The organism is Herbaspirillum sp. C7C2 (genome assembly GCF_022627865.1).
In the GTDB taxonomy this organism is placed as follows: Bacteria; Pseudomonadota; Gammaproteobacteria; order Burkholderiales; family Burkholderiaceae_D; genus Herbaspirillum; species Herbaspirillum frisingense.
In genome coordinates this window covers 110,951-130,985 of sequence record NZ_JABXGI010000005.1, presented here as the reverse complement: position 1 = coordinate 130,985, position 20,035 = coordinate 110,951, and the positions used below count along the sequence as shown (strand labels likewise).

General features: G+C 59.5%; 13 protein-coding genes and 3 pseudogenes. 12 read left to right on the top strand and 4 right to left on the bottom strand.

Features of this window, described 5'->3' with window-relative positions:
• Nucleotides 1–18: 18 nt before the first annotated feature.
• The 4 genes and pseudogenes from HWE04_RS10135 to arsH all read left to right on the top strand — a co-directional run.
• A complete protein-coding gene (locus HWE04_RS10135; RefSeq protein ID WP_008328807.1) occupies nucleotides 19–1,302 on the top strand; it encodes an arsenic transporter in 1,284 nt (427 codons plus the stop codon).
• A gap of 1 nt (nucleotide 1,303) precedes the next feature.
• A complete protein-coding gene (locus HWE04_RS10130; protein WP_008328809.1) occupies nucleotides 1,304–2,503 on the top strand; it encodes an MFS transporter in 1,200 nt (399 codons plus the stop codon).
• A gap of 9 nt (nucleotides 2,504–2,512) precedes the next feature.
• Nucleotides 2,513–2,941, top strand: a complete 429-nt coding sequence (gene arsC / locus HWE04_RS10125; RefSeq protein ID WP_008328810.1) for an arsenate reductase (glutaredoxin) — start codon at nucleotides 2,513–2,515, stop codon at nucleotides 2,939–2,941.
• A pseudogene (gene arsH / locus HWE04_RS10120) lies at nucleotides 2,907–3,449 on the top strand (arsenical resistance protein ArsH); the annotation flags it as partial. The gene arsC and the pseudogene arsH, both read left to right, overlap by 35 nt.
• 34 nt (nucleotides 3,450–3,483) lie before the next feature.
• Here arsH and HWE04_RS10115 read toward each other — a convergent pair.
• Nucleotides 3,484–4,655 (bottom strand): IS3 family transposase gene (locus HWE04_RS10115; protein ID WP_446719221.1). Its coding sequence is split into 2 segments (ribosomal slippage): nucleotides 3,484–4,373 and nucleotides 4,373–4,655, totalling 1,173 coding nucleotides; the frame shifts between segments, so codons are not numbered across the junction.
• A gap of 54 nt (nucleotides 4,656–4,709) precedes the next feature.
• Here HWE04_RS10115 and HWE04_RS10110 point away from each other — a divergent pair.
• The 8 genes and pseudogenes from HWE04_RS10110 to HWE04_RS10075 all read left to right on the top strand — a co-directional run.
• Nucleotides 4,710–4,913: pseudogene (locus HWE04_RS10110) on the top strand (arsenical resistance protein ArsH); the annotation flags it as partial.
• A gap of 494 nt (nucleotides 4,914–5,407) precedes the next feature.
• Nucleotides 5,408–6,652 (top strand): TolC family protein, encoded by a 1,245-nt coding sequence (locus HWE04_RS10105; protein WP_034350328.1) that lies wholly within the window; start codon nucleotides 5,408–5,410, stop codon nucleotides 6,650–6,652.
• Nucleotides 6,649–8,133: an efflux RND transporter periplasmic adaptor subunit gene (locus HWE04_RS10100; RefSeq protein ID WP_008328813.1), complete on the top strand. Its 1,485-nt coding sequence runs from the start codon at nucleotides 6,649–6,651 to the stop codon at nucleotides 8,131–8,133. Before HWE04_RS10105 ends, HWE04_RS10100 begins: the two co-directional genes overlap by 4 nt.
• A complete protein-coding gene (locus HWE04_RS10095) occupies nucleotides 8,130–11,270 on the top strand; it encodes an efflux RND transporter permease subunit (RefSeq protein ID WP_008328814.1) in 3,141 nt (1,046 codons plus the stop codon). Before HWE04_RS10100 ends, HWE04_RS10095 begins: the two co-directional genes overlap by 4 nt.
• Before the next feature lie 28 nt (nucleotides 11,271–11,298).
• The gene (locus HWE04_RS10090; RefSeq protein WP_034350329.1) at nucleotides 11,299–11,637 is read left to right on the top strand and encodes a copper-binding protein; all 339 of its coding nucleotides are present in this window, start codon (nucleotides 11,299–11,301) and stop codon (nucleotides 11,635–11,637) included.
• 165 nt (nucleotides 11,638–11,802) lie between these two features.
• A complete protein-coding gene (locus HWE04_RS10085; protein WP_255347958.1) occupies nucleotides 11,803–11,955 on the top strand; it encodes a LemA family protein in 153 nt (50 codons plus the stop codon).
• Nucleotides 11,956–12,029: 74 nt separating this feature from the next.
• Complete coding sequence (locus tag HWE04_RS10080) at nucleotides 12,030–13,307, top strand: 3-phosphoshikimate 1-carboxyvinyltransferase (protein WP_008328816.1); 1,278 nt, start codon at nucleotides 12,030–12,032, stop codon at nucleotides 13,305–13,307.
• Nucleotides 13,308–13,495: 188 nt separating this feature from the next.
• Entirely contained in the window at nucleotides 13,496–14,542 is a 1,047-nt protein-coding gene (locus tag HWE04_RS10075) for a DUF2207 domain-containing protein (RefSeq protein WP_008328817.1), read from the top strand.
• A gap of 107 nt (nucleotides 14,543–14,649) precedes the next feature.
• Here the strand turns inward: HWE04_RS10075 and HWE04_RS10070 are convergent, their stop codons facing one another.
• The 3 genes and pseudogenes from HWE04_RS10070 to HWE04_RS10060 form a co-directional block, all read right to left on the bottom strand.
• Complete coding sequence (locus tag HWE04_RS10070; RefSeq protein WP_008328818.1) at nucleotides 14,650–16,197, bottom strand: IS91-like element ISCR8/ISPps1 family transposase; 1,548 nt, start codon at nucleotides 16,195–16,197, stop codon at nucleotides 14,650–14,652.
• Nucleotides 16,198–16,305: 108 nt separating this feature from the next.
• Nucleotides 16,306–16,911 (bottom strand): annotated as a pseudogene (locus HWE04_RS10065) (FAD-dependent oxidoreductase); the annotation flags it as partial.
• Between the two features lie 131 nt (nucleotides 16,912–17,042).
• Nucleotides 17,043–19,958, bottom strand: a complete 2,916-nt coding sequence (locus HWE04_RS10060; RefSeq protein ID WP_034350331.1) for a Tn3-like element IS1071 family transposase — start codon at nucleotides 19,956–19,958, stop codon at nucleotides 17,043–17,045.
• Nucleotides 19,959–20,035: the final 77 nt, after the last annotated feature.

The window sequence follows — 20,035 nt, the reverse complement described above, 5'->3', positions numbered from 1 at the left end:
TTCGACCAAGGAAAGAAAGTGCTGGCCGCTTTTGTCATCTTCCTGCTCACCCTGATTTTTGTGATCTGGCAGCCCAAGGGGCTCGGCATTGGCTGGAGTGCGTGCGCTGGCGCGGCCGTGGCTTTGGCTGCCGGCGTCATTCATCTTTCGGACATCCCGGTTGTCTGGCACATCGTCTGGAACGCCACGGGTACCTTCATCGCCATCATTATCATCAGCCTGCTACTGGACAAGGCCGGCTTCTTCGAGTGGGCAGCTTTGCACGTAGCCCGGTGGGGTGGTGGTCGCGGCCGCATGCTGTTCGTACTGCTGATCCTGTTGGGCGCAGCCGTATCTGCCCTGTTCGCCAACGATGGCGCCGCGCTGATCCTGACGCCGATCGTCATCGCCATGCTGCTGGCGCTGCGATTCTCGCCCCAGGCGACGCTGGCCTTTGTCATGGCAGCCGGCTTCATCGCCGACACGGCCAGTCTGCCACTGGTGGTATCCAACTTGGTGAATATTGTCTCGGCGGACTTCTTCAAGATCGGATTCGCGGAATATGCCTCGGTCATGATCCCCGTCGACATCGTGTCAGTCGTGGCGACGCTCATCGTGCTCTTTCTCTACTTCCGTCGAGATATCCCCGCAAACTATGACCTGACCCAGGTTCCGGATCCCGTCGCGGCCATCCATGATCGAGCAACGTTCGTCGCCGGCTGGTGGGTGCTTGCGCTGCTGCTGGTGGGTTTCTTCTGGCTGGAAGGCCTCGGTGTGCCCATCAGCGCCGTGGCGGCGGTTGGTGCACTGATCCTCCTGGCAGTTGCAGGCAAAGGCCATGTCATTTCTACGCGCGAGGTCATCAAGGGCGCGCCCTGGCAGGTCGTGTTCTTCTCGCTGGGGATGTACCTGGTGGTGTATGGGCTGCGCAATGCGGGCCTGACGGACTACCTGACAAGCGCGCTGAACGGCTTTGCAGAGCACGGCGTCTGGGGCGCTGCCCTCGGTACCGGCTTCTTGACGGCTTTCCTGTCGTCCATCATGAACAACATGCCGACGGTGCTGGTGGGCGCACTGTCGATCGACGCCACCACAGCCGAAGGCGCGGTGAAGGAAGCAATGGTCTACGCCAATGTCATTGGCAGCGACCTTGGCCCCAAGATCACCCCCATCGGTAGCCTGGCGACCTTGCTCTGGTTGCATGTGCTGGACAAGAAGAGCATCCACATCTCATGGCGCTATTACTTCCGGGTGGGCGCAATGCTGACGCTGCCCGTCCTGCTGGTGACGCTGTCCGCCTTGGCGCTGAGACTGGGAAGCTGAAGTGGATGCCCGTAAATCGACCTGGCTGATTCCATCACTTGGGCTGACCCAGATTGTCGGCTGGGGCTCGATGTTCTATGCCTACGGGATCTTGATGCAGCCGATGCAGACTGAGCTGCAGCTCTCCAAGCCAGTCGTGGTCGGAGCTTATTCCCTTGCGCTGCTCATTTCGGGGCTAATGTCCACGCTGGCCGGCAGCATCATTGACCGCATCGGTGGCCGGCTGCTGATGGGCGCCGGAACCGTATTGGCCGCCTTGATGCTGGCGGCCATGTCGTTCGTTCACGATGCGCAGGGGCTTTATCTCATCTGGGCGGTAATCGGGCTGGCCATGAGCGCGACGCTATACCAGCCGGCGTTCGCCGTGTTGACCCAGGTCTTCCAAGCAGATTTCCGCCGCGCCATCACGATGTTGACGCTTTTTGGTGGCTTTGCCAGTACCGTCGCCTGGCCGCTGACCCAATGGTTGCTGGAGCAGTATGGCTGGCGGACGACGTGGCAGATTTACGCGGTGGCCAACCTGGTGATCTGCCTGCCGGTTCATATGCTGCTTCCAGCAGCCAGGTCTATTCAGAAGACCAAGGCCGCCGCCAATAAGGATTGGGACCTGAGGGCTGTGCTACGGCAACCGAGTTTTTATGCAGTGACGACGGCCGTGACCTTGAACGCCCTGGTGTTCTCGGCAATGTCGTTGCACTTGATGTCGATTTTGCATGATCGCGGAATGACGCCGTACTATGCCGCCGCAATCGGAGCGATGATTGGCCCCATGCAGGTGTTGGGCCGAATCCTGGAGACCACGATCGGGAAGAAGGCCAGCACCAGGCAGACGGGCCAGTTTGCCATTTCCTTGCTGCCAGTAGCTTTGCTTCTGCTCTATGCCCCAGCTGACTGGCTGGTGCTCTACGGACTGTTTGCCATCCTGTACGGCATGGGCAACGGCGTCATGACCATCGTTCGCGGGACGCTGCCAGCTGAGTTGTATGGCCGTGAGGCCTACGGCGCCATCAGCGGCGCGATGGCAACTCCGGTCACGATCGCTTTCGCAGCCGGTCCGTTCGTCGCATCGCTCCTCTATAGCGTCGGGGGCGGCTATCCCGGTGCCATAGCTGCCCTGGTTGCCATAGCGGCGACGGGAGCAATTCTCTTCTTTTTCGCTACGGCGGCGATTCGCCCGCAATCAGAGCCGATTTCACAATAGGACCTCATCATGACGATCATCTATCACAACCCTGCATGCGGGACCTCCCGCAACACCCTGGCCATGATCCGCAACAGCGGCGAAGAGCCGACAGTGATTGAGTACCTGCAGCATCCACCCAGCCGTGAGCAGCTGGTCAAGATGATTCAGGATGCCGGTCTGACGGTTCGCGAGGCCATTCGCCAGAAAGGCACGCCTTACGCTGAGCTGGGCCTGGATGACGTCACCTTGACCGACGATCAACTACTGGATGCAATGCTGGCAAATCCCATCCTGATCAACAGGCCGTTCGTCGTGACGACCAAGGGAACCAGGCTGTGCCGTCCGTCCGAGTTGGTATTGGACATCCTCCCGAACCCGCAACAAGGCGCTTTCACCAAGGAAGACGGCGAAGTCGTGATCAATGCGGAGGGCCAACGTGTCGCACCAGGTAACTGATCTGCCCAACGTCGATCCCGGCCAATTCAAGGTGCCTGCAATCGGCGACTTCTCAAAAATTGGCGCATCGACCCACCGTCCGCGCTTTCTCCTGCTGTACGGATCTGTTCGTGAACGCTCTTACAGCCGATTACTGACCATGGAAGCGGCACGGCTGCTGGAAGCGATGGGCGGCGAGGTCAAGATCTTTGATCCCCGCGGCTTGCCGCTGCCGGATAGTGAGCCGGAGACACATCCTAAGGTCGCGGAACTACGCGAGCTGGCGAACTGGTCCGAAGGTATGGTTTGGTGTTCGCCAGAGCGCCACGGCGCTATGACCGGCATCATGAAGGCCCAGATTGACTGGATTCCGTTGACACAGGGGGCTATCCGTCCTTCACAGGGCAAGACCTTGGCCGTCATGGAAGTGTCCGGTGGATCGCAGTCCTTCAATGCTGTGAATCAAATGCGGATTTTGGGGCGCTGGATGCGGATGCTGACCATTCCCAATCAATCCTCGGTGGCCAAAGTGAGGTGTACTGTCAATAGCGGACACGCTTGTCTCAAGCCGCCTGCGGCTGTTTGCTGAATTCTTCAGCGAACAACGCTGGCGGAACAAATCCGATGCGGGAATGGCGCCGCTGTCGGTTATAGAAAATCTCGATGTATTCCTGGATCGACGCTTGCGCCTCGGCGCGGGTGGCATAGCGACGATGATGAACAAGCTCGTTTTTCAGCGTGCCCCAGAAGCTCTCCATCGGCGCGTTGTCGTAGCAGTTCCCCCTGCGCGACATCGAGGCTCGCATGCCGAACTGCGTCACCAGATCGCGGTACGCGTGGGCGCAATATTGACTGCCTCGGTCCGAGTGATGGATCAGTCCCGGCGCCGGGCGTTTGTTGGCAACAGCCCTCCACAGCGCTTGCGCCGTCAGATCCTGCGTCATCCGCTCGCCCATCGCGTAGCCGACGATCTCGCAGGTGAAGACGTCCTTCAGGCCGGCCAGATACAGCCAGCCTTCGGCAGTTGGAATGTAGGTGATATCCGTGACCCAGACTTCGCCCGGCCGCGTTGGCGTGAACCGCTGTTCCAGCAAATTCTCAGCCACCGGAAGGTCATGCTTGGAGTTGGTCGTCGCCACGAATTTACGCCGCTGCTTGCAGCGCAGTTTGAGCTCCCTGCGCAGCCGCGCAACGCGATCGCGTCCGACGTCGTGGCCCTGCACGGCCAATTCGTGCTTGACGCGCCGCGTGCCATAGGTCTCGCGGCTTTGCCGGTGCGCGGCGGTGATCAGCACTTTCAGTCGGCTGTCTTCCTGCGCTCGTGTCGACGGTTTGGCGTGCAGCCAATCGTAGAAGCCACTGCGCGAGACGCCCAGCGTCTTGCACAGCATCGTCACGGGAAATTCGAGTCGCGCCGTTTTCATCCACGCGTACCTGGCAGCGACTCCTGCGCAAAGTACGCTGCCGCTTTTTTTACGATATCCCGCTCCATTTTTGTCTCGGCCAGCTCCTTGCGAAGCCGCGCGTTTTCTGCCTCCAGTTCGGCCACCGTACGGCTGCCTGGCGGCGTCGCTTCTGATGGACCACGGCGTGCTGCTGCCACCCAATTGGCGAGCGTCCCCTTGGGAATGCTCACGCTGGCGGCTGCCTGTTCGATCGAAAGACCCTGCGTCAAAACCAGCTTCACAGCTTCTTCACGCAGCGCAGTGGGGTACGTCTTCTTCAATTTCTTCATAAAGGCTCCTGTCGGTGCAACTCTACCAAACAAGAGTGTCCGAAAATCTCAGGCTACCTCAAAGCGTACCTAGAATTTGACGACGCCGGCAGGATGAAGCCATCGCCTTACTACGAGCGGGTGGTCGATGTGATGGAAGAACTGTTCAAATTCACGCTGCTAACGCGTGATGTCTCGCCGTTCCTGACCGACCGATACAGCGAACGCCGAGAAAGCGCATTAGAACTGAGCAAGCGAATGAACCAGAAATCTATTTAAACCCAGCTCATCGAGACATGATCTATAATTTGTGCGATGAAAATGCTTCGTACATTTCTGATAGTGTTGCTAGCCATTGCCATTCCCCTTGAGGGATTGGCGGCTGTGCGCATGGTCGAAATGATGCGTAGTGTCACTCCTGCCATGGAGATGTCGGTCTCCGCAAACAGCTCGGACGAAACTTGCGTCATGAGCATGTCAAGTGGGGACAAGTCATCAAAATCGACGGCGCCATGCAAGATGGGAGACGCCTGCAAGATTTGCCAAGTGTTTCCGTCGACCACACCTTCAGCGGACGTTAATCTGCAGGTTCTTCCCTTGATCGCAACGGTCTCCCTGTTGCCCGAATCGTTTCTTCCTTCCCACGATCTGTCCGGATTGTGGCGTCCCCCTCGTTCACTCTGATCGTTGCTGATTTCTTGACACGCTTGGCTTGAGCGCCAAGTGGTCTTTCGCGCGCTTTTTCGCGCAGTCACGCTATGGAGTGAACAATCATGTCCTTTCACAGGATATCCGGGGCCCTGCTTGCTTTGCTGGCAGGGATGTCCGGCCTTGCCCACGCGGCTCCCTTATCTTTTAACGCTGCGCTCGATATCGCCGAGCGCCAGTCTCCCAACCTGGCCTCCAACAGGGCTCAAATTGCGGCAGCCCAATCATCGGCGATACCCGCAGGTGCTTTACCTGACCCCAAGATCTTTGCCGGAGTCGACAACTATCCCGTCTCCGGGCCGGATCGAGGCCGACTCAATGCCGACTCCATGACGATGCAGAAAATCGGCGTCATGCAGGATTTTCCCAATGCGGCCAAGCGCCAGGCCCGCGTTGCCGTAGCCGAAGCTTCGATCGAAACTGCGCAAGCACAGCGGCAAGTGGAGCGCCTCAAGCTGCGCCGAGCCACGGCCTTGGCTTGGCTCAAGCGCTATTTCCTGGAACGCAAGATCTCGCTGTTCGATGATTTGGGCAAAGAGAATCAGCTTCTGGTAGATGCCGTGCGCGCCCAGATCGCGTCTGGCCGTACCCAGGTGGCCGATAGCGTAATGCCCAAGCAGGAAGCGGCTCAATTGGCTGACCGTCGTGATGAACTGATCCGCGACCTCGTCAAGGCCAAGTCCGGCCTCCGCCGCTATGTGGGTGGTGAAGCCGATGAGCCACTGGTCGATGCGTTGCCTGAGCTGCGCATCGATGCTGACCATTTACGCGATCACTTGCACAAGCATCCGGAACTGGAAGCCTATTCTGCGGAGAGCCACAAGGCGGAAGCAGAATTGCGCCAAGCGCAGGCGATGAAGAAATCCGATTGGGGTGTCGAGCTAGCCTATCAGCGACGTGACCCGCGCTTTGGCAACATGGTGTCGGTCCAGTTCACGTTCGAGATTCCAGTTTCCCCCGCGACAAGGCAGGATCCCCTCATCGCGGCTAAACAGCAAGAGCTATATCGCATCGATGCAGACCGCGAGGCCATGCTGCGCGATCACACCAACGAGCTCGAAAGCGATCTGGCCGACTACCAATCCTTGACCCGGCAGCTTGAACGCGCTAACCAGACGGCCTTGCCGCTGGCACAGCAAAAAACCGACCTCCAATACGCCAGCTATCGCGCAGGCAAAAGTGACTTGACGACAGTCCTCGCGGCACGCCGGGAAGTCGTCGACCAGCGCCTGAAAATCATCGATTTGGAGGCGCAAAGATCCGCAGTCGCCGCCCAACTCTATTTCGCCTATGGGGAAGATCAACAATGAAAAAAAGCACTTACCAGATCGCCGTACTGATCGCGGCGGTTGCCGCGGTGAGCGGCATGGGTGGATATTGGATGGCCCATCGCGCCGCCGGCGCCGAAGCCATGCCTATCAAGACAGGGAATCCTGCCACGCAAGTTGAACGCAAGGTACTGTATTGGTACGACCCGATGATGCCGAATCAGCGTTTCGACAAGCCGGGAAAGTCGCCGTTCATGGACATGCAACTGGTCGCGAAATATGCGGATGAGCAAGGTGACGGCGCCGGCGTCAAGATTGACTCTGGGATTAGCCAGAACCTGGGAATGCGCACCGCCAAGGTCGAGCGTGGCAGCTTTTCGAGCACCGTGCGCGCTGTCGCCAACGTGCAGCTCAATGATCGCCAGGTGGCGATTGTCCAGGCCCGAAGCAACGGCTTTGTTGAGCGGGTCTACGCACGTGCTCCTGGCGACGTCATTGAACGCGGCGGGCCCCTGGTGGACTTGCTCATTCCGGAATGGGCTGGCGCCCAAGCGGAATTTTTGGCGGTGCTCGGTACGAAGGACCTGGCGCTGATCCAGGCCGCCCGTGCACGTCTGCAGTTGCTCGGAATGCCGGCTGATCTGATTAGCCGTGTAGAGAAAAGCGGCCGACCTCAGACGGTAGTGACCATCGCTGCACCTATTGCGGGCTTGATTCAGACCTTGGATATCAGGAGTGGAATGACGGTATCGGCCGGAGCGCCTTTGGCCAGGATCAACGGGCTCGATACCGTGTGGCTAGAAGCGGCAATTCCTGAGGCGCAAGCCGCACTAGTCAACGTCGGCGGTAAGCTGGAAGCGGATTTTGCGGCGTACCCAGGCGAAAAATTCACAGGCAAGATCCTTGCCGTTCTGCCGGAGAGCAACGCCGACAGCCGTACCCTCCGGGTTCGCGCCGAGTTGCCCAATCGCGATGGCAAATTGAAGCCGGGCATGTATGCGCAAATCGGCTTAGGAGGCGGCAAGGCAGCACCAAGTCTACTGGTACCGTCTGAAGCGGTCATCCGCACCGGCGCGCGCAATATCCTGCTGGTCACAACAGGCGATGGTCGCTACCAGCCGGTCGAAGTGAAGCTTGGCCAAGAATCCGATGGAAAGAGCGTCATCCTGGATGGCGTCACTGAAGGCCAACAAGTTGTCACGTCCGGTCAATTCCTCATCGATTCCGAGGCCAGCCTTAAAGGCGTGCTCGCGCGGCTGAACACTTCACCAGGCGCCGACGCCAAGAGCGCCCAGATGTCACTCAATGAGGCGACCGGGAAAATCGAATCACTGCGGGACACTGACATCACGCTCTCGCACGGTCCGGTCCCAACACTGGGTTGGGGAGCCATGACAATGTCATTCAAACTGGCGCGGCCTGAGATGGCAACACGTCTCAAGGCGGGAGATAGCGTGCATTTCGGTTTCCAAGAGAGAAATGGCAATTATGTGATCGAGAAGCTGGATCGGAGCACGCCATGATCGAAAAACTCATCAAATGGTCGCTTCGCAGCCGCTTCCTGGTCTTGTTTGGCGTGCTTTTTCTGGGGGCCTGGGGGGTATGGGCGCTCAAGACCACCCCTGTGGACGCGTTGCCCGATCTTTCGGATGTTCAGGTCATCATCCGGACTACCTATGCTGGCCAGGCGCCGCAAATCGTCGAGAACCAGGTAACGTATCCGCTGGCAACTACCATGCTGTCGGTGCCGGGTGCAAAGACGGTGCGGGGCTACTCGTTCTTCGGGGACTCCTTCGTCTATGTCTTGTTTGAGGACGGCACGGATATGTATTGGGCACGTTCCCGGGTACTGGAATATCTCAACCAGGTGCAGGGGCGCCTTCCGGCCTCGGCCAAGGCATCACTGGGGCCGGACGCTACCGGCGTCGGCTGGATCTATGAGTACGCGCTGGTCGACAGGAGCGGGCAACACGACCTGGCCCAGTTACGTAGCCTGCAAGACTGGTTCCTGAAATATGAGCTCAAGAGCCTGCCCAATGTCGCCGAAGTCGCAACGGTAGGCGGCATGGTCAAGCAATACCAAGTAGTGCTCGACCCGGTGAAACTGGCGGCCTACAGCATCGGGCAAGACAAGGTTGTCGACGCGATCAAAAAGGCCAACCAAGAAACCGGTGGCTCGGTGCTGGAGATGGCGGAAACCGAGTACATGGTGCGGGCTTCCGGCTATTTGAAGACGCTGGCGGACTTCCGCAACATTCCCTTGGCGACGGGGAAAAACGGCGTACCCGTCAAACTGGGCGATGTAGCGGCCATCCAATTCGGGCCGGAGATGCGCCGCGGCATTGCGGAACTCAATGGCGAAGGCGAGTCGGTGGGCGGCGTCATCATCCTGCGCTCAGGCAAGAATGCGCGGGACACCATTGCGGCCGTCAAGAGCCGACTGGAAGAGCTCAAAAAAAGCCTACCCACCGGTGTTGAGGTCGTACCTGTCTACGACCGCAGCCAGTTGATCGATCGCGCCATCGACAACCTGTCGCACAAGCTGCTTGAGGAGTTCATCGTCGTTGCGGTTGTTTGCGGCCTGTTTCTCTGGCATCTGCGTTCCGCACTGGTGGCCATCGTCTCTCTGCCACTGGGCATCATGATTGCCTTCATCGTCATGCGGTATCAGGGCGTCAACGCCAACATCATGTCCCTAGGAGGGATCGCCATTGCAATTGGTGCTATGGTCGATGCCGCCGTCGTCATGATCGAGAATGCGCACAAGCATATCGAAGAGTGGAAGCATCGACATCCAGGGCAACCTTTACAGGGGGAAACCCATTGGAGAGTCATCGGTGAGGCGGCGGCAGAGGTCGGACCAACGCTGTTTTTCTGCTTGCTGATCATTACGCTGTCATTTATCCCGGTATTTACCCTCGAGGCGCAGGAGGGACGCTTATTCGGGCCATTGGCATTTACCAAGACCTATGCAATGGCCGGTGCCGCCGGACTATCCGTCACACTGATCCCGATCCTGATGGGCTACATGATCCGCGGGAAGATCCCCTCGGAGAACAGCAATCCGCTCAATCGCTGGCTGATTCGTTGCTATCGGCCGTTACTGGAAGCCGTCTTGCGCCGCCCTAGGACGACACTGGCAATTGCGGCGCTTGCGCTGTTGACGACCTTATGGCCGATCAGCCGTTTGGGCGGTGAGTTCTTGCCGCAGATGGATGAGGGGGATCTACTCTATATGCCGTCAGCCTTGCCAGGCTTGTCCGCATCCAAAGCTGCCGAACTGCTGCAACAGACCGATCGCCTGATCAAGACGGTTCCGGAAGTCGCCAGTGTTTTCGGCAAAGCTGGCCGTGCTGAGAGTGCGACCGATCCAGCCCCCCTGGAGATGTTCGAAACGACCATTCAATTCAAGCCGCGTGATCAATGGCGCCCCGGCATGACGCCGGCAAAGTTGGTGAATGAGCTTGACCGGGTCGTCAAAGTGCCTGGCCTATCGAACATCTGGGTACCGCCCATTCGTAACAGGCTAGACATGCTGGCTACCGGGATAAAAAGCCCGATTGGCGTCAAAGTGTCAGGCACTAGCCTGGTTGATATCGACAAGACGGCGCAACAAATCGAACAGGTTGCCAAAGAGGTGCCAGGTGTCAGCTCCGCGCTCGCCGAACGTCTCAGTGGCGGACGTTACGTGGATGTCGATATCGACCGGCTGACTGCCGCCAACTACGGTCTCAATATCGCTGATGTCCAGAGCATCGTCTCGTCGGCCATCGGTGGGGAGAATGTCGGTGAGACGATTGAGGGACTGGCACGTTATCCGATCAGCGTTCGCTATCCGAGAGAGACTCGCGACTCGCTGGAGCGACTGCGCGATCTGCCGATCCTGACCGCCAGCGGGCAGCAGATCACCTTGGGAACCGTCGCCAAGCTGAAGATCAGCGATGGCCCGCCCATGCTCAAAAGTGAGAATGCTCGGCCCAGCGGCTGGATCTATGTCGATGTCCGGGATAGGGATCTGTCATCTGTGGTCGCCGATTTGCGCGCTGCGGTCAGTTCCAAAGTAAAGCTAACGCCCGGACTGAGCATTGCTTACTCGGGGCAATTCGAATACCTGGAGCGGGCAAATGCACGTTTAAAGCTAGTGGTGCCGGCGACGCTGATGATCATCTTCGTGCTGCTCTATCTGACGTTCCGACGCTTCGATGAGGCAGCATTGATCATGGCGTCACTGCCATTTGCTTTGGTCGGCGGCATCTGGTTTCTCTATGCCCAGGGCTACAACCTATCGGTTGCCACCGGTGTCGGTTTCATTGCTCTTGCGGGCGTGTCCGCTGAATTCGGCGTCGTCATGCTGCTGTACCTGAAGCAGGCGGTCTCTGTCCGTGAACAACAGGTAGGCGCTATCTCGGTCCCCGTACTGGAGGATGCAATCCGCGAAGGTGCCGTGCTCAGGGTACGCCCAAAAGCGATGACCGTGGCCGTCATCCTGGCGGGGCTGATTCCGATTCTGTGGGGAAGCGGTGCCGGCTCCGAAGTCATGAGCCGGATTGCAGCGCCGATGGTCGGCGGCATGATTACCGCTCCGTTGCTTTCGATGTTCGTCATTCCGGCCGCGTATCGCTTGATGCGTGGTCGTCAACCCAAAGCCAATCCGGCTTAATTTATCTTCAAAGTGAAAGGAAGTTGTCATGAAGAACGTGATTTACGCCATGCTTTTTACCGCATCCCTGGGCAGCATTGCGCCCGTGTTTGCCGCAGATATGCAGGGCATGAAAATGGGCCAGGCTGATGTTGGCGAAATGGTTTCTCATGGAACCGGGGTCATCAAGAGCCTCGACCCGAAGCAGAAAACCGTTACCTTGGCGCATCAACCCATTAAAGAACTAAACTGGCCAGCGATGACCATGGGCTTCAAAGTATCGGATGAGAAAATGCTACAAGGACTCAAAGTCGGAGACCAGGTCACATTCGACTTAAAGGGGAGTGGAGCCGCACCTGTCGTGACGGGAATTCGTCCAGCTAAATAAGCCGGGTACCGTCCGTGATTGCAAATTTCCTATGCGACACGGACGGTTGGATGTGAGCAAGGCATCGATATGCGCGCAATGGCAACCAATCATCTACGAAATATGAATAATGGATTATTTCTTAATTACTTTTTCGCTTATGTATGAACATTTGCTTTATCTCGGCTGGCTCCCTACAATGGCGCTGCCCGCGATCTTAACGTCAAGGTGGAGAGCTTCCCGTCCAATCTCGTGGCGGGGCAGTTCGGTTTTGCCAAGGCGCCCTATTTCGAGATCGACAACCCGGCCGACCGCGCCGTGCCGACCGTTAAGTTCTAAGCACCGGCTCACAAATTCCCGCCGATATTCCGATAGCCCGGCTTTGCGCCGCATACTTTGACAAGACGACGATCATGATCGAACTGACCATCACCCCGCCCGGCCACCCGCTTTCCGGCAAGGTGGAGCCGCCCGGTTCCAAATCCATTACCAACCGTGCACTTCTGCTGGCCGGGCTCGCCAAGGGCAAAAGCCGTCTCACGGGCGCGCTGAAAAGCGACGATACGCTTTACATGGCAGAAGCGCTGCGTGAGATGGGTGTCAAGGTAACCGAGCCTGACGCCACCACCTTCGTGGTGGAGAGTTCAGGTGTGTTGCATCAGCCGGAAAAGCCGCTTTTCCTCGGCAATGCCGGCACAGCCACCCGCTTTCTCACCGCCGCTGCCGCCCTTGTGGATGGCGCCGTCATCATCGATGGCGACGAGCATATGCGCAAACGCCCGATCATGCCGCTGGTGGAAGCCCTGCGCTCCCTCGGCGTTGAGGCGGAGGCGCCGACCGGCTGCCCGCCCGTCACCGTCTGCGGCAAGGGTACGGGTTTCCCGAAGGGCAGCGTCACGATCGACGCCAACCTTTCCAGCCAATATGTGTCCGCACTTCTGATGGCCGCCGCCTGCGGCGACAAGCCTGTCGATATCATCCTCAAGGGCGAGGAAATCGGCGCGAAGGGCTATATCGATCTCACCACATCGGCCATGGAAGCATTCGGTGCGAAGGTGGAGCGGGTGAGCAACGCCATCTGGCGCGTGCATCCGACGGGTTACACGGCAACCGATTTCCACATCGAGCCGGATGCCTCCGCCGCCACCTATCTCTGGGGCGCTGAGCTTTTGACCGGCGGCGCCATCGATATCGGCACGCCGGCCGATAAGTTCACCCAGCCGGATGCCAAGGCCCATGAGGTCATGGCGCAGTTTCCCCACCTGCCCGCTGAAATCGACGGTTCGCAGATGCAGGATGCCATTCCCACCATTGCGGTTCTCGCTGCCTTCAACGAAACACCGGTGCGTTTCGTCGGCATCGCCAATCTGCGCGTCAAGGAATGCGACCGAATCCGCGCCGTCTCACTCGGCCTCAACGAAATCCGCGATGGTTTGGCGCATGAGGCAGGCGACGACTTGATCGTGCATTCCGATCCCTCGCTTGCGGGCCAGACGGTGAATGCCTCGATCGACACTTTCGCCGACCACCGTATCGCCATGAGCTTTGCGCTGGCGGCGCTGAAGATCGGCGGCATTGCCATCCAGAATCCGGCCTGCGTGGGCAAGACCTATCCCGGTTACTGGAAGGCGCTCGCCTCGCTGGGCGTCGAATACTCGGAAAAGGAAACCGCTGCCGAGCCGCAGCATTAGAAGAACGGTATTGGTTTTCCGTCATTCCGGCCCTGAGCCGGAATCCAGTGCGATCAAGTCCTTGATCGCGAAAGACTCTTCAAGCCGCGCAGACGCGCGGCTGCTGGATACCGGGTCTAGCCCGGTATGACGGCAATGACTGTATTCTGAAACCGGAAACGCTCCATTCCCTTAAGGAGAAATCACCCGTGAAGACCATCGCCGCAAGATTTCTCGCGCTGTTCGTCTTCCTGGGCGCGGCCTTCCCGGCTTTCGCGGAAGAGTTCATCCGTTCGTATCATTCCGTCATCGAGGTTGCGCGAGACGGAAAGCTGACGGTGACGGAGAGCATCACCGCCCGCGCCGAAGGCCAGAACATCAAGCGCGGCATTTTCCGCGATTTTCCGCTTTATGCGCTGGATGCGAATAACCGCCGCACCAAGGTGGATTTCAGCGTCGTTTCGGTGGAGCGCGATGGTGCGCCCGAGAACTGGCGCACCGAAACCATCGATGGCGGCATCCGCATCTATACCGGCAGCGCCGACCGTTTTCTGCCGACCGGCGAACATATCTTCCAGATCACCTACACCACCGCCCGGCAGATCCGTTATTTCAGCGATTATGACGAGCTGACCTGGAATGTTACCGGCAATGGCTGGCAATTCCCCATGGGCGAGATTTCCGCTACCATCACGCTGCCACAGGGCGTGAAAGCCACGGATACCGCCGTCTTTACCGGCCCTCTTGGCGCGAAGGGCAAGGATGCGCGCATTCTCAGCGAAGGCAACGAGGTGTTCTTCGCCTCCACTCGCCCGTTTTCGGTGGGCGAGGGCATGACGGTTGCCGTCAAGCTGCCCAAGGGTGCGATTGCCGCGCCCGCGAGTTCGCAGGAGACAAGCTGGTGGCTGCGAGATCATATGGCCATCCTGATCTCGGGCGGCGGGCTTCTGGCCGTTCTCATCTATTACCTGCGGGCATGGTCCGCGGTGGGCCGAGATCCGGCCAAAGGCGTGGTCGTGCCGCGCTGGGATGCGCCGGAAGGGTTGTCGCCGGCGCTGGTCAATTACGTCGACAATAGGGGCTTTTCGGGCGCCGGCTGGACGGCGCTTTCCGCGTCTGCCCTTGATCTTGCCGTCAAAGGTTACGTCGTTCTGGAAGACCTGAAAAATTCCATCGCGGATAGGAAATTCAACCGCATGAGGCCAAGTATGGCACGAGTTTTGGGCCTCGAAACACGTTCGGCCAAGGAAGGTTGAGCGCTCGCTTGCCGCTCAATGGCAAGAGCTTGGGAGGCAGTATGCATTTGGGCCTGGCGCGCGCGCAGCTGCTTCCCCGCAGCGATGGATACCGCCGCTTCACTGGGTCACCAATTGACGCGCTGGTCTACCTCGTCGGGTTGAGCTGCCAGATCCCAATCCGGCTCGCCTTGCGCACCATCATCCACCGGCGCGTCGCAGCCCTCCCACAGCGGTGGCCCGCGTGCCGGGGTGATGTGCGGGGGGGCAGACTCCACCCCGATGTGGTTCAGGATGTGGCGGATTTCGGCGCTGTGGGTGATGAAGGCAATGATGCGCATCTGCCCACCGCACATGGGGCACAGCAGCGGAAATGCCTCGTAGATGCGGGCAATCAGCACCGCCCACAAGTAATGCGCCGCTCGCTTCGGGCGTGCTTCAGGTTCGGGTGTGGGTGTGGCCGCGTTGCCCGGCGCCGCCACCCCAGGTACGCCCGCGCCAGGTTGTGCAGTCTCCACCGTGGCTGGTTGCGACGCAGCAGGCTGAGCCAGCGCCGTTACCGCCGCCCTGAGCGGCGAGTTGGGTGCCAGCACACCAAAGTAGCGGTGCCGGTGGGTGCGTGGCGGTGGCACCAGCGCGGCGATGCGGTCGATCAGTTCCAGCGGTGTGAGGTGCAGCTCATCTGCCTTGGCACCACGCTTGTCACTGGTGGGCTCGCTGCGCTGTTTGGCACAGCGGTACACCAGTTTGCTTCCCTCTTTGCGTAGGCGCTCCATGGAAAACGGTGGACGCGCGCAATAGCGCAGCAGCCGCTCCAGCGCAGCGCGGTCGTGGGCTTCGATGCACACCCCCGCATCCACCGAGAAGCCGCTGTGTTTGTAGCCCAGCATGTCTTTGGCGTCACAGTTCTCCAGCAGGCCCCGAGCAACGAAGGCGCGCAGGATGCGTTTTTGCAGTGTGGTCTGCACTGGGGCCACGGTAGCCGCATCGATGCCGGTGGCCGCGTGAAAGATGACACCCGGCGATGAGATTCGAGGGGTCGCATCAGCATCGCCCTCGCCCTCCACTTCCTCAAACACCCCGTCCACCACACAAACGTGGAAGTGGACGTGTTCATTGAGGCTGGAGCCGAATCGGTGAATGAAGGCGATGGCACCGATGTGCAGGCCTGCCTTGTCCATATGGGCCGCACCGGGGCTGTGGGTCTGCAGAGTTTGTGCGATCACCCGCAGAAAGATGCGCAGCACCATGCTCAGCACCGCTCCGTCGCGCTGCATGAAGTAACGAAGCCGCTTGGGAACCGACAGCACCCACTGGCGCACCGGCAGGCGGGGGAAAACGTGGTCGTTCAGGTGCGCTGCTGTCTCCACCATGCGCCGGGTGGTGCACGAGGGGCAGACTCCCCGGCCTTTGCAGGAGAAGGCTACAAAGTAGTCGTGCCCACAGTCGCCGCAGCGAGCGCGGGCAAAGCCATGGGCAAAGATGCCGCACTCAAGATACTTGGCAAACGCTTTGCGCACGAAGGGCTTGGGGGTGTGGTGGTCGCCCTGGCCGTCGAACTGACCCGCGCTGGCCAACTCTAGCCAGGTCTCGTAGTGCTCGGCTACCGTTTGGTAGAGCAGCGTGCGTTCGGGGTGGCGTGGGTTGTAGAGCTTGGGCTTGGAAGTGGCTGACATGAATACTGTACAAATGCACAGTATTCTGCGGCGATTGTTTGGGTACGCAAAGCACAAGGCCCGAACCGTCGCCAGTTCGGGCCTTGTCAGGGTAGCTTGGCTGCGGACTTACTTGCGCGCAGGCGGCACATCCGTGCAGCTGCCATGCGCCACTTCCGCCGCCATGCCGATGCTCTCGCCCAGCGTCGGATGCGGGTGGATGGTCTTGCCGATGTCCACTGCGTCCGCACCCATCTCGATAGCCAGCGCGATCTCTCCGATCATGTCGCCCGCGTGGGTGCCGACCATGCCACCGCCCAAGATCTTGCCGTGGCCCCGGCCAGCATGGCCGTCTCCTGATCCTGCTTCGGGGCTGTCGTCGAACAGCAGCTTGGTGACGCCTTCGTCGCGGCCGTTGGCAATGGCGCGGCCCGAGGCCGCCCAGGGGAACAGGCCCTTCTTGACCTTGATGCCCTGCTGCTTGGCCTGGTCTTCGGTCAGGCCCACCCAGGCCACTTCGGGGTCGGTGTAGGCCACGCTGGGGATCACGCGGGCGTTGAAGGCGGCGCTGGCCAGTTCCTTGTTGCCCTGCAGTTCGCCGGCGATGACCTCGGCCGCCACGTGCGCTTCATGCACCGCCTTGTGCGCCAGCATGGGCTGGCCCACGATGTCGCCGATGGCGAAGATGTGCGGCACATTGGTGCGCATCTGGATGTCCACGTTGGGGTCTCCTCGTTTTCAGTGCAATAAGTGACGGTACGAAAAGCTAGCACTGGCGCGGAGGTGGTGTTGGTAGATCGTTGATTTCATTGACTTTCCTGTTCACTTTCAAATCTGCGATTCGTGGCGTCAAACCGTGGTCGGTTTCATCCATTGGTGCCAGTTATCGATGCATTTGGCCGCGAAGGCAGGATTTGGTCAGCATAGCGGTCAACCGGGAAGCGAAACACACCCCGCAAGTTGATGCTCTCCAGCCTGGTGGGCGCAATCTTCTCGATCAGTTCCGGTGGAATGACCTGGCGGCGGTTCGACCAGCGATCCAGGACCGCCTGCATCTGTGAGGTATTCCACGCCATCACGATGTTGGCCATCAGGCTCAACGCATCGGCCACAGCCTGCATTTCATCGACACGTTTGGCCTGCGCCGGGCTGATCCGGCCGGTATAAATGGCGCGCTTGAGGGCGTTAACAGCCTCGCCCCGATTGAGCACCCGGCGCAACTCGTTCCTGAAAGCGTCCTTGACAAAGTAGTCAGCCAAAAACGCCGTACGCAGCAACCGCCCCAATTGCACGCCAGCCTCATAGATTGGATCGCCCTGGGCGGCAGAACCGAACCGCGCAAGAGCTGCCACCGCACTGGCATGTCCGCTCATGACCGAGGCTGCCAGGTGCACCAGACTATCCCAATGCTTTTCGATCAAAGCGACGTCGACATTGGCTTCGCACACCGCAGCGATTTCTGCGGGCACTTTGGTGCCGCGTGGCACAAAGAGGTGGCGCTGTTTGAGTTCCTTCAACCGCGGGCAAAGATCAAAACCAAGCAAACGGGCATGTGACATGGCAAAGTCGGTGTAGCCATGGGTATCCACAGCAAGCTGGCTGGTCTCCAGCTTTTCTTGGCGGATGACACCTTCAATGGCCACGCCCGCCTGGCGCTCATTGAGCACAAAGGGCTGCGCATGGAAGATGCCCCACCGGTCTTTTACATGGGAGTAGATTCCAATGGAAGGTGTGTTGCGCCGAGGATCAAGCCGGGCTTGCCACACCCGTTTGGTGGTCTCCATGGTCATCATGTCAGAAGATGCCAAATCGGACCGCCCCCAGGTGGCGGCAATCGGGTGTCGCTGCATGAATTCCAGCACAGCCTGGCAGGCCTGGCTCAGACGCCGTTCGTCCCGCGCCCAGCGCATGGCCTGGCGAATGCTGGTGGCAGACAATTGCGGAATCATGCGCGCGCATTCGACCGCAGTCAGACTGGTGCCGTGGGCCATGATGCCGGCATAGACCATCAGCAGCTCGTCGGTAGAGCGCGGCTCACGTCCGAGCATGATCCAGCTAAAGCGCACCTGGGCGTCAACGGCCAGAATCACTTCCGGCAATTGAACCTCACCGATGCGGTGATCCAAAGCCGCGCGCAGCTTGGTCACTTCTGGGTCTTCGTCCTCTGCGGGCAATGGCGACAAATGGAGTTCATCATCCACGCGCAGTACGCCACTGCGGGCTGCAGCGGCCACCGCATCGACACCGGCAGTTACTCTGGCCAGCAAAGGCTTCAAGAAAGTGGCAGCCTTGCTGGGTAACGATAGACGGGCATAGTGTTTCTTGGACTCTGCCTGCCAACGCTCGTCCGTGAAGAACAAGCGCGCACGACCCCGAAAGCTCAGGCTGTGCTCAATCCAGACCGAGCCATTGCGCACCGCGCGGCGCAGGGCAAACAGGGTGGCCACCTCCAACGCCTGAAACGCCCGTTCCCGGTCTGGGCTGGAGATCGAAACCTGCCAGATCATTCCCAGACTTGGTGCCACCACTTCAACTGGCAGCTTTCTGGATCCTTTGAGATATAAAGCTTGCAGCTTGGCAAGGTACTCGATGGCAGGATGCTCGCCGGTGGCCTGCCAGGGCAGCTTTGCAATGGCGACGAGCAACGACCGCACGGGGCGAATTCCATCAATCAATCCCTCGCGGACCAGGGAGGCCCTGCTCGGTGGTTTGCGTTTCTGGGTTTCGGTGATCAAGGCTTCAAGACGGGCACGCAACTCAGCATCTGGCACCGCACCTTGCGCGCTCAAGGCAACAAGTTCGCCGAGCAGCGTTTTGTACATTGCGGCCCAATTGACGGTAGCGGGGACATCGGCGGCAGCCTGACGCCACAGATCGGCGATCCGGCGCTGCACCATAAGGATCAACTGGTCTGTGGTGGTGAACAGGCAATACCGAAGAAAGCATGCGACCTCCACGGTGCGCGCTGGCTCTTTGATCTTGGCTCCGGCTGAGGGCGGCCTGGAGACAAGTCGGCGCGCGTAGCGGCGCAAGATGAGATCGGGGATGTCTGCCAGGTGCTTATGAACGTCCAGCGTGTAAAGCAGGTCGATGCGCTCCAGTACCTCGCTGATTTGGCGGGTTGAGTGTTTCGCCGGTGCAGCCCATAGCCAACTCTGCTGGGTTTGTCCATCTGGGCGCAGCTCTGAAACTGAGGCTCGCCAGCGATCAAGTGTTGCTGGATCAACGCTGGCGGCGATGGCGGTGCCTGTTTCAACTTCAAGCTGGGCAAGTGCCGCCGCAATCAGTGTCCGAATTGCCCGCTCGTGCACGATCACCAGCTTGTTCTTGTACAGCCATTGACGCGCCCGCACGAGTAGCTGATCGCGGTCGGCGCAGCGCGCCACTTCGTCGCGCAGTTCACGTACCAGTGAGCGGCGCTGGTGCTCGCTCATCCACTGGAATCCAAGGACCGTGCAGGCTACTTGTTGGTGATCGAATAGCGTGCGCCCGCGTTCATACATGGCTCTCAGCGAGGCGACTTCTGGTGCTGCAATGCCAAGCTCGTTGCCAAGGTGGCGCCACAAGGCTACTGGAATTACCCGAAAGGCACCGAGCAAACGCCCACTCATGCGCAGGAAACCAATATGGAGCGCCAGACCAAGCTTGTGGGAATCACCTCGGCGTGCATTGATTGCGTCGCGCTCGGCACCATCGAAGGTGAAAAATGCCTTCATCTCGAAGTCGCTGATATCGCGGGGGAGCCCACGCATCCCCAAAAACGTTGTGTGCCAACCCTGCATCGTGAACCTCAAAAGTGGGAGGCCACCATACCCGTTTACAAAGCGAACAGGAAAGTCAATGAAATCAACGGTCTACC

Excerpts from the sequence above, each read along its gene's own strand:
- arsC (WP_008328810.1), top strand. The coding sequence starts at position 2,513 with ATGACGATCATCTATCACAACCCTGCATGCGGGACCTCCCGCAACACC.
- HWE04_RS10105 (WP_034350328.1), top strand. The coding sequence starts at position 5,408 with ATGTCCTTTCACAGGATATCCGGGGCCCTGCTTGCTTTGCTGGCAGGG.
- HWE04_RS10100 (WP_008328813.1), top strand. The coding sequence starts at position 6,649 with ATGAAAAAAAGCACTTACCAGATCGCCGTACTGATCGCGGCGGTTGCC.
- HWE04_RS10095 (WP_008328814.1), top strand. The coding sequence starts at position 8,130 with ATGATCGAAAAACTCATCAAATGGTCGCTTCGCAGCCGCTTCCTGGTC.
- HWE04_RS10090 (WP_034350329.1), top strand. The coding sequence starts at position 11,299 with ATGAAGAACGTGATTTACGCCATGCTTTTTACCGCATCCCTGGGCAGC.
- HWE04_RS10080 (WP_008328816.1), top strand. The coding sequence starts at position 12,030 with ATGATCGAACTGACCATCACCCCGCCCGGCCACCCGCTTTCCGGCAAG.
- HWE04_RS10070 (WP_008328818.1), bottom strand. The coding sequence starts at position 16,197 with ATGTCAGCCACTTCCAAGCCCAAGCTCTACAACCCACGCCACCCCGAA.
- HWE04_RS10060 (WP_034350331.1), bottom strand. The coding sequence starts at position 19,958 with ATGCAGGGTTGGCACACAACGTTTTTGGGGATGCGTGGGCTCCCCCGC.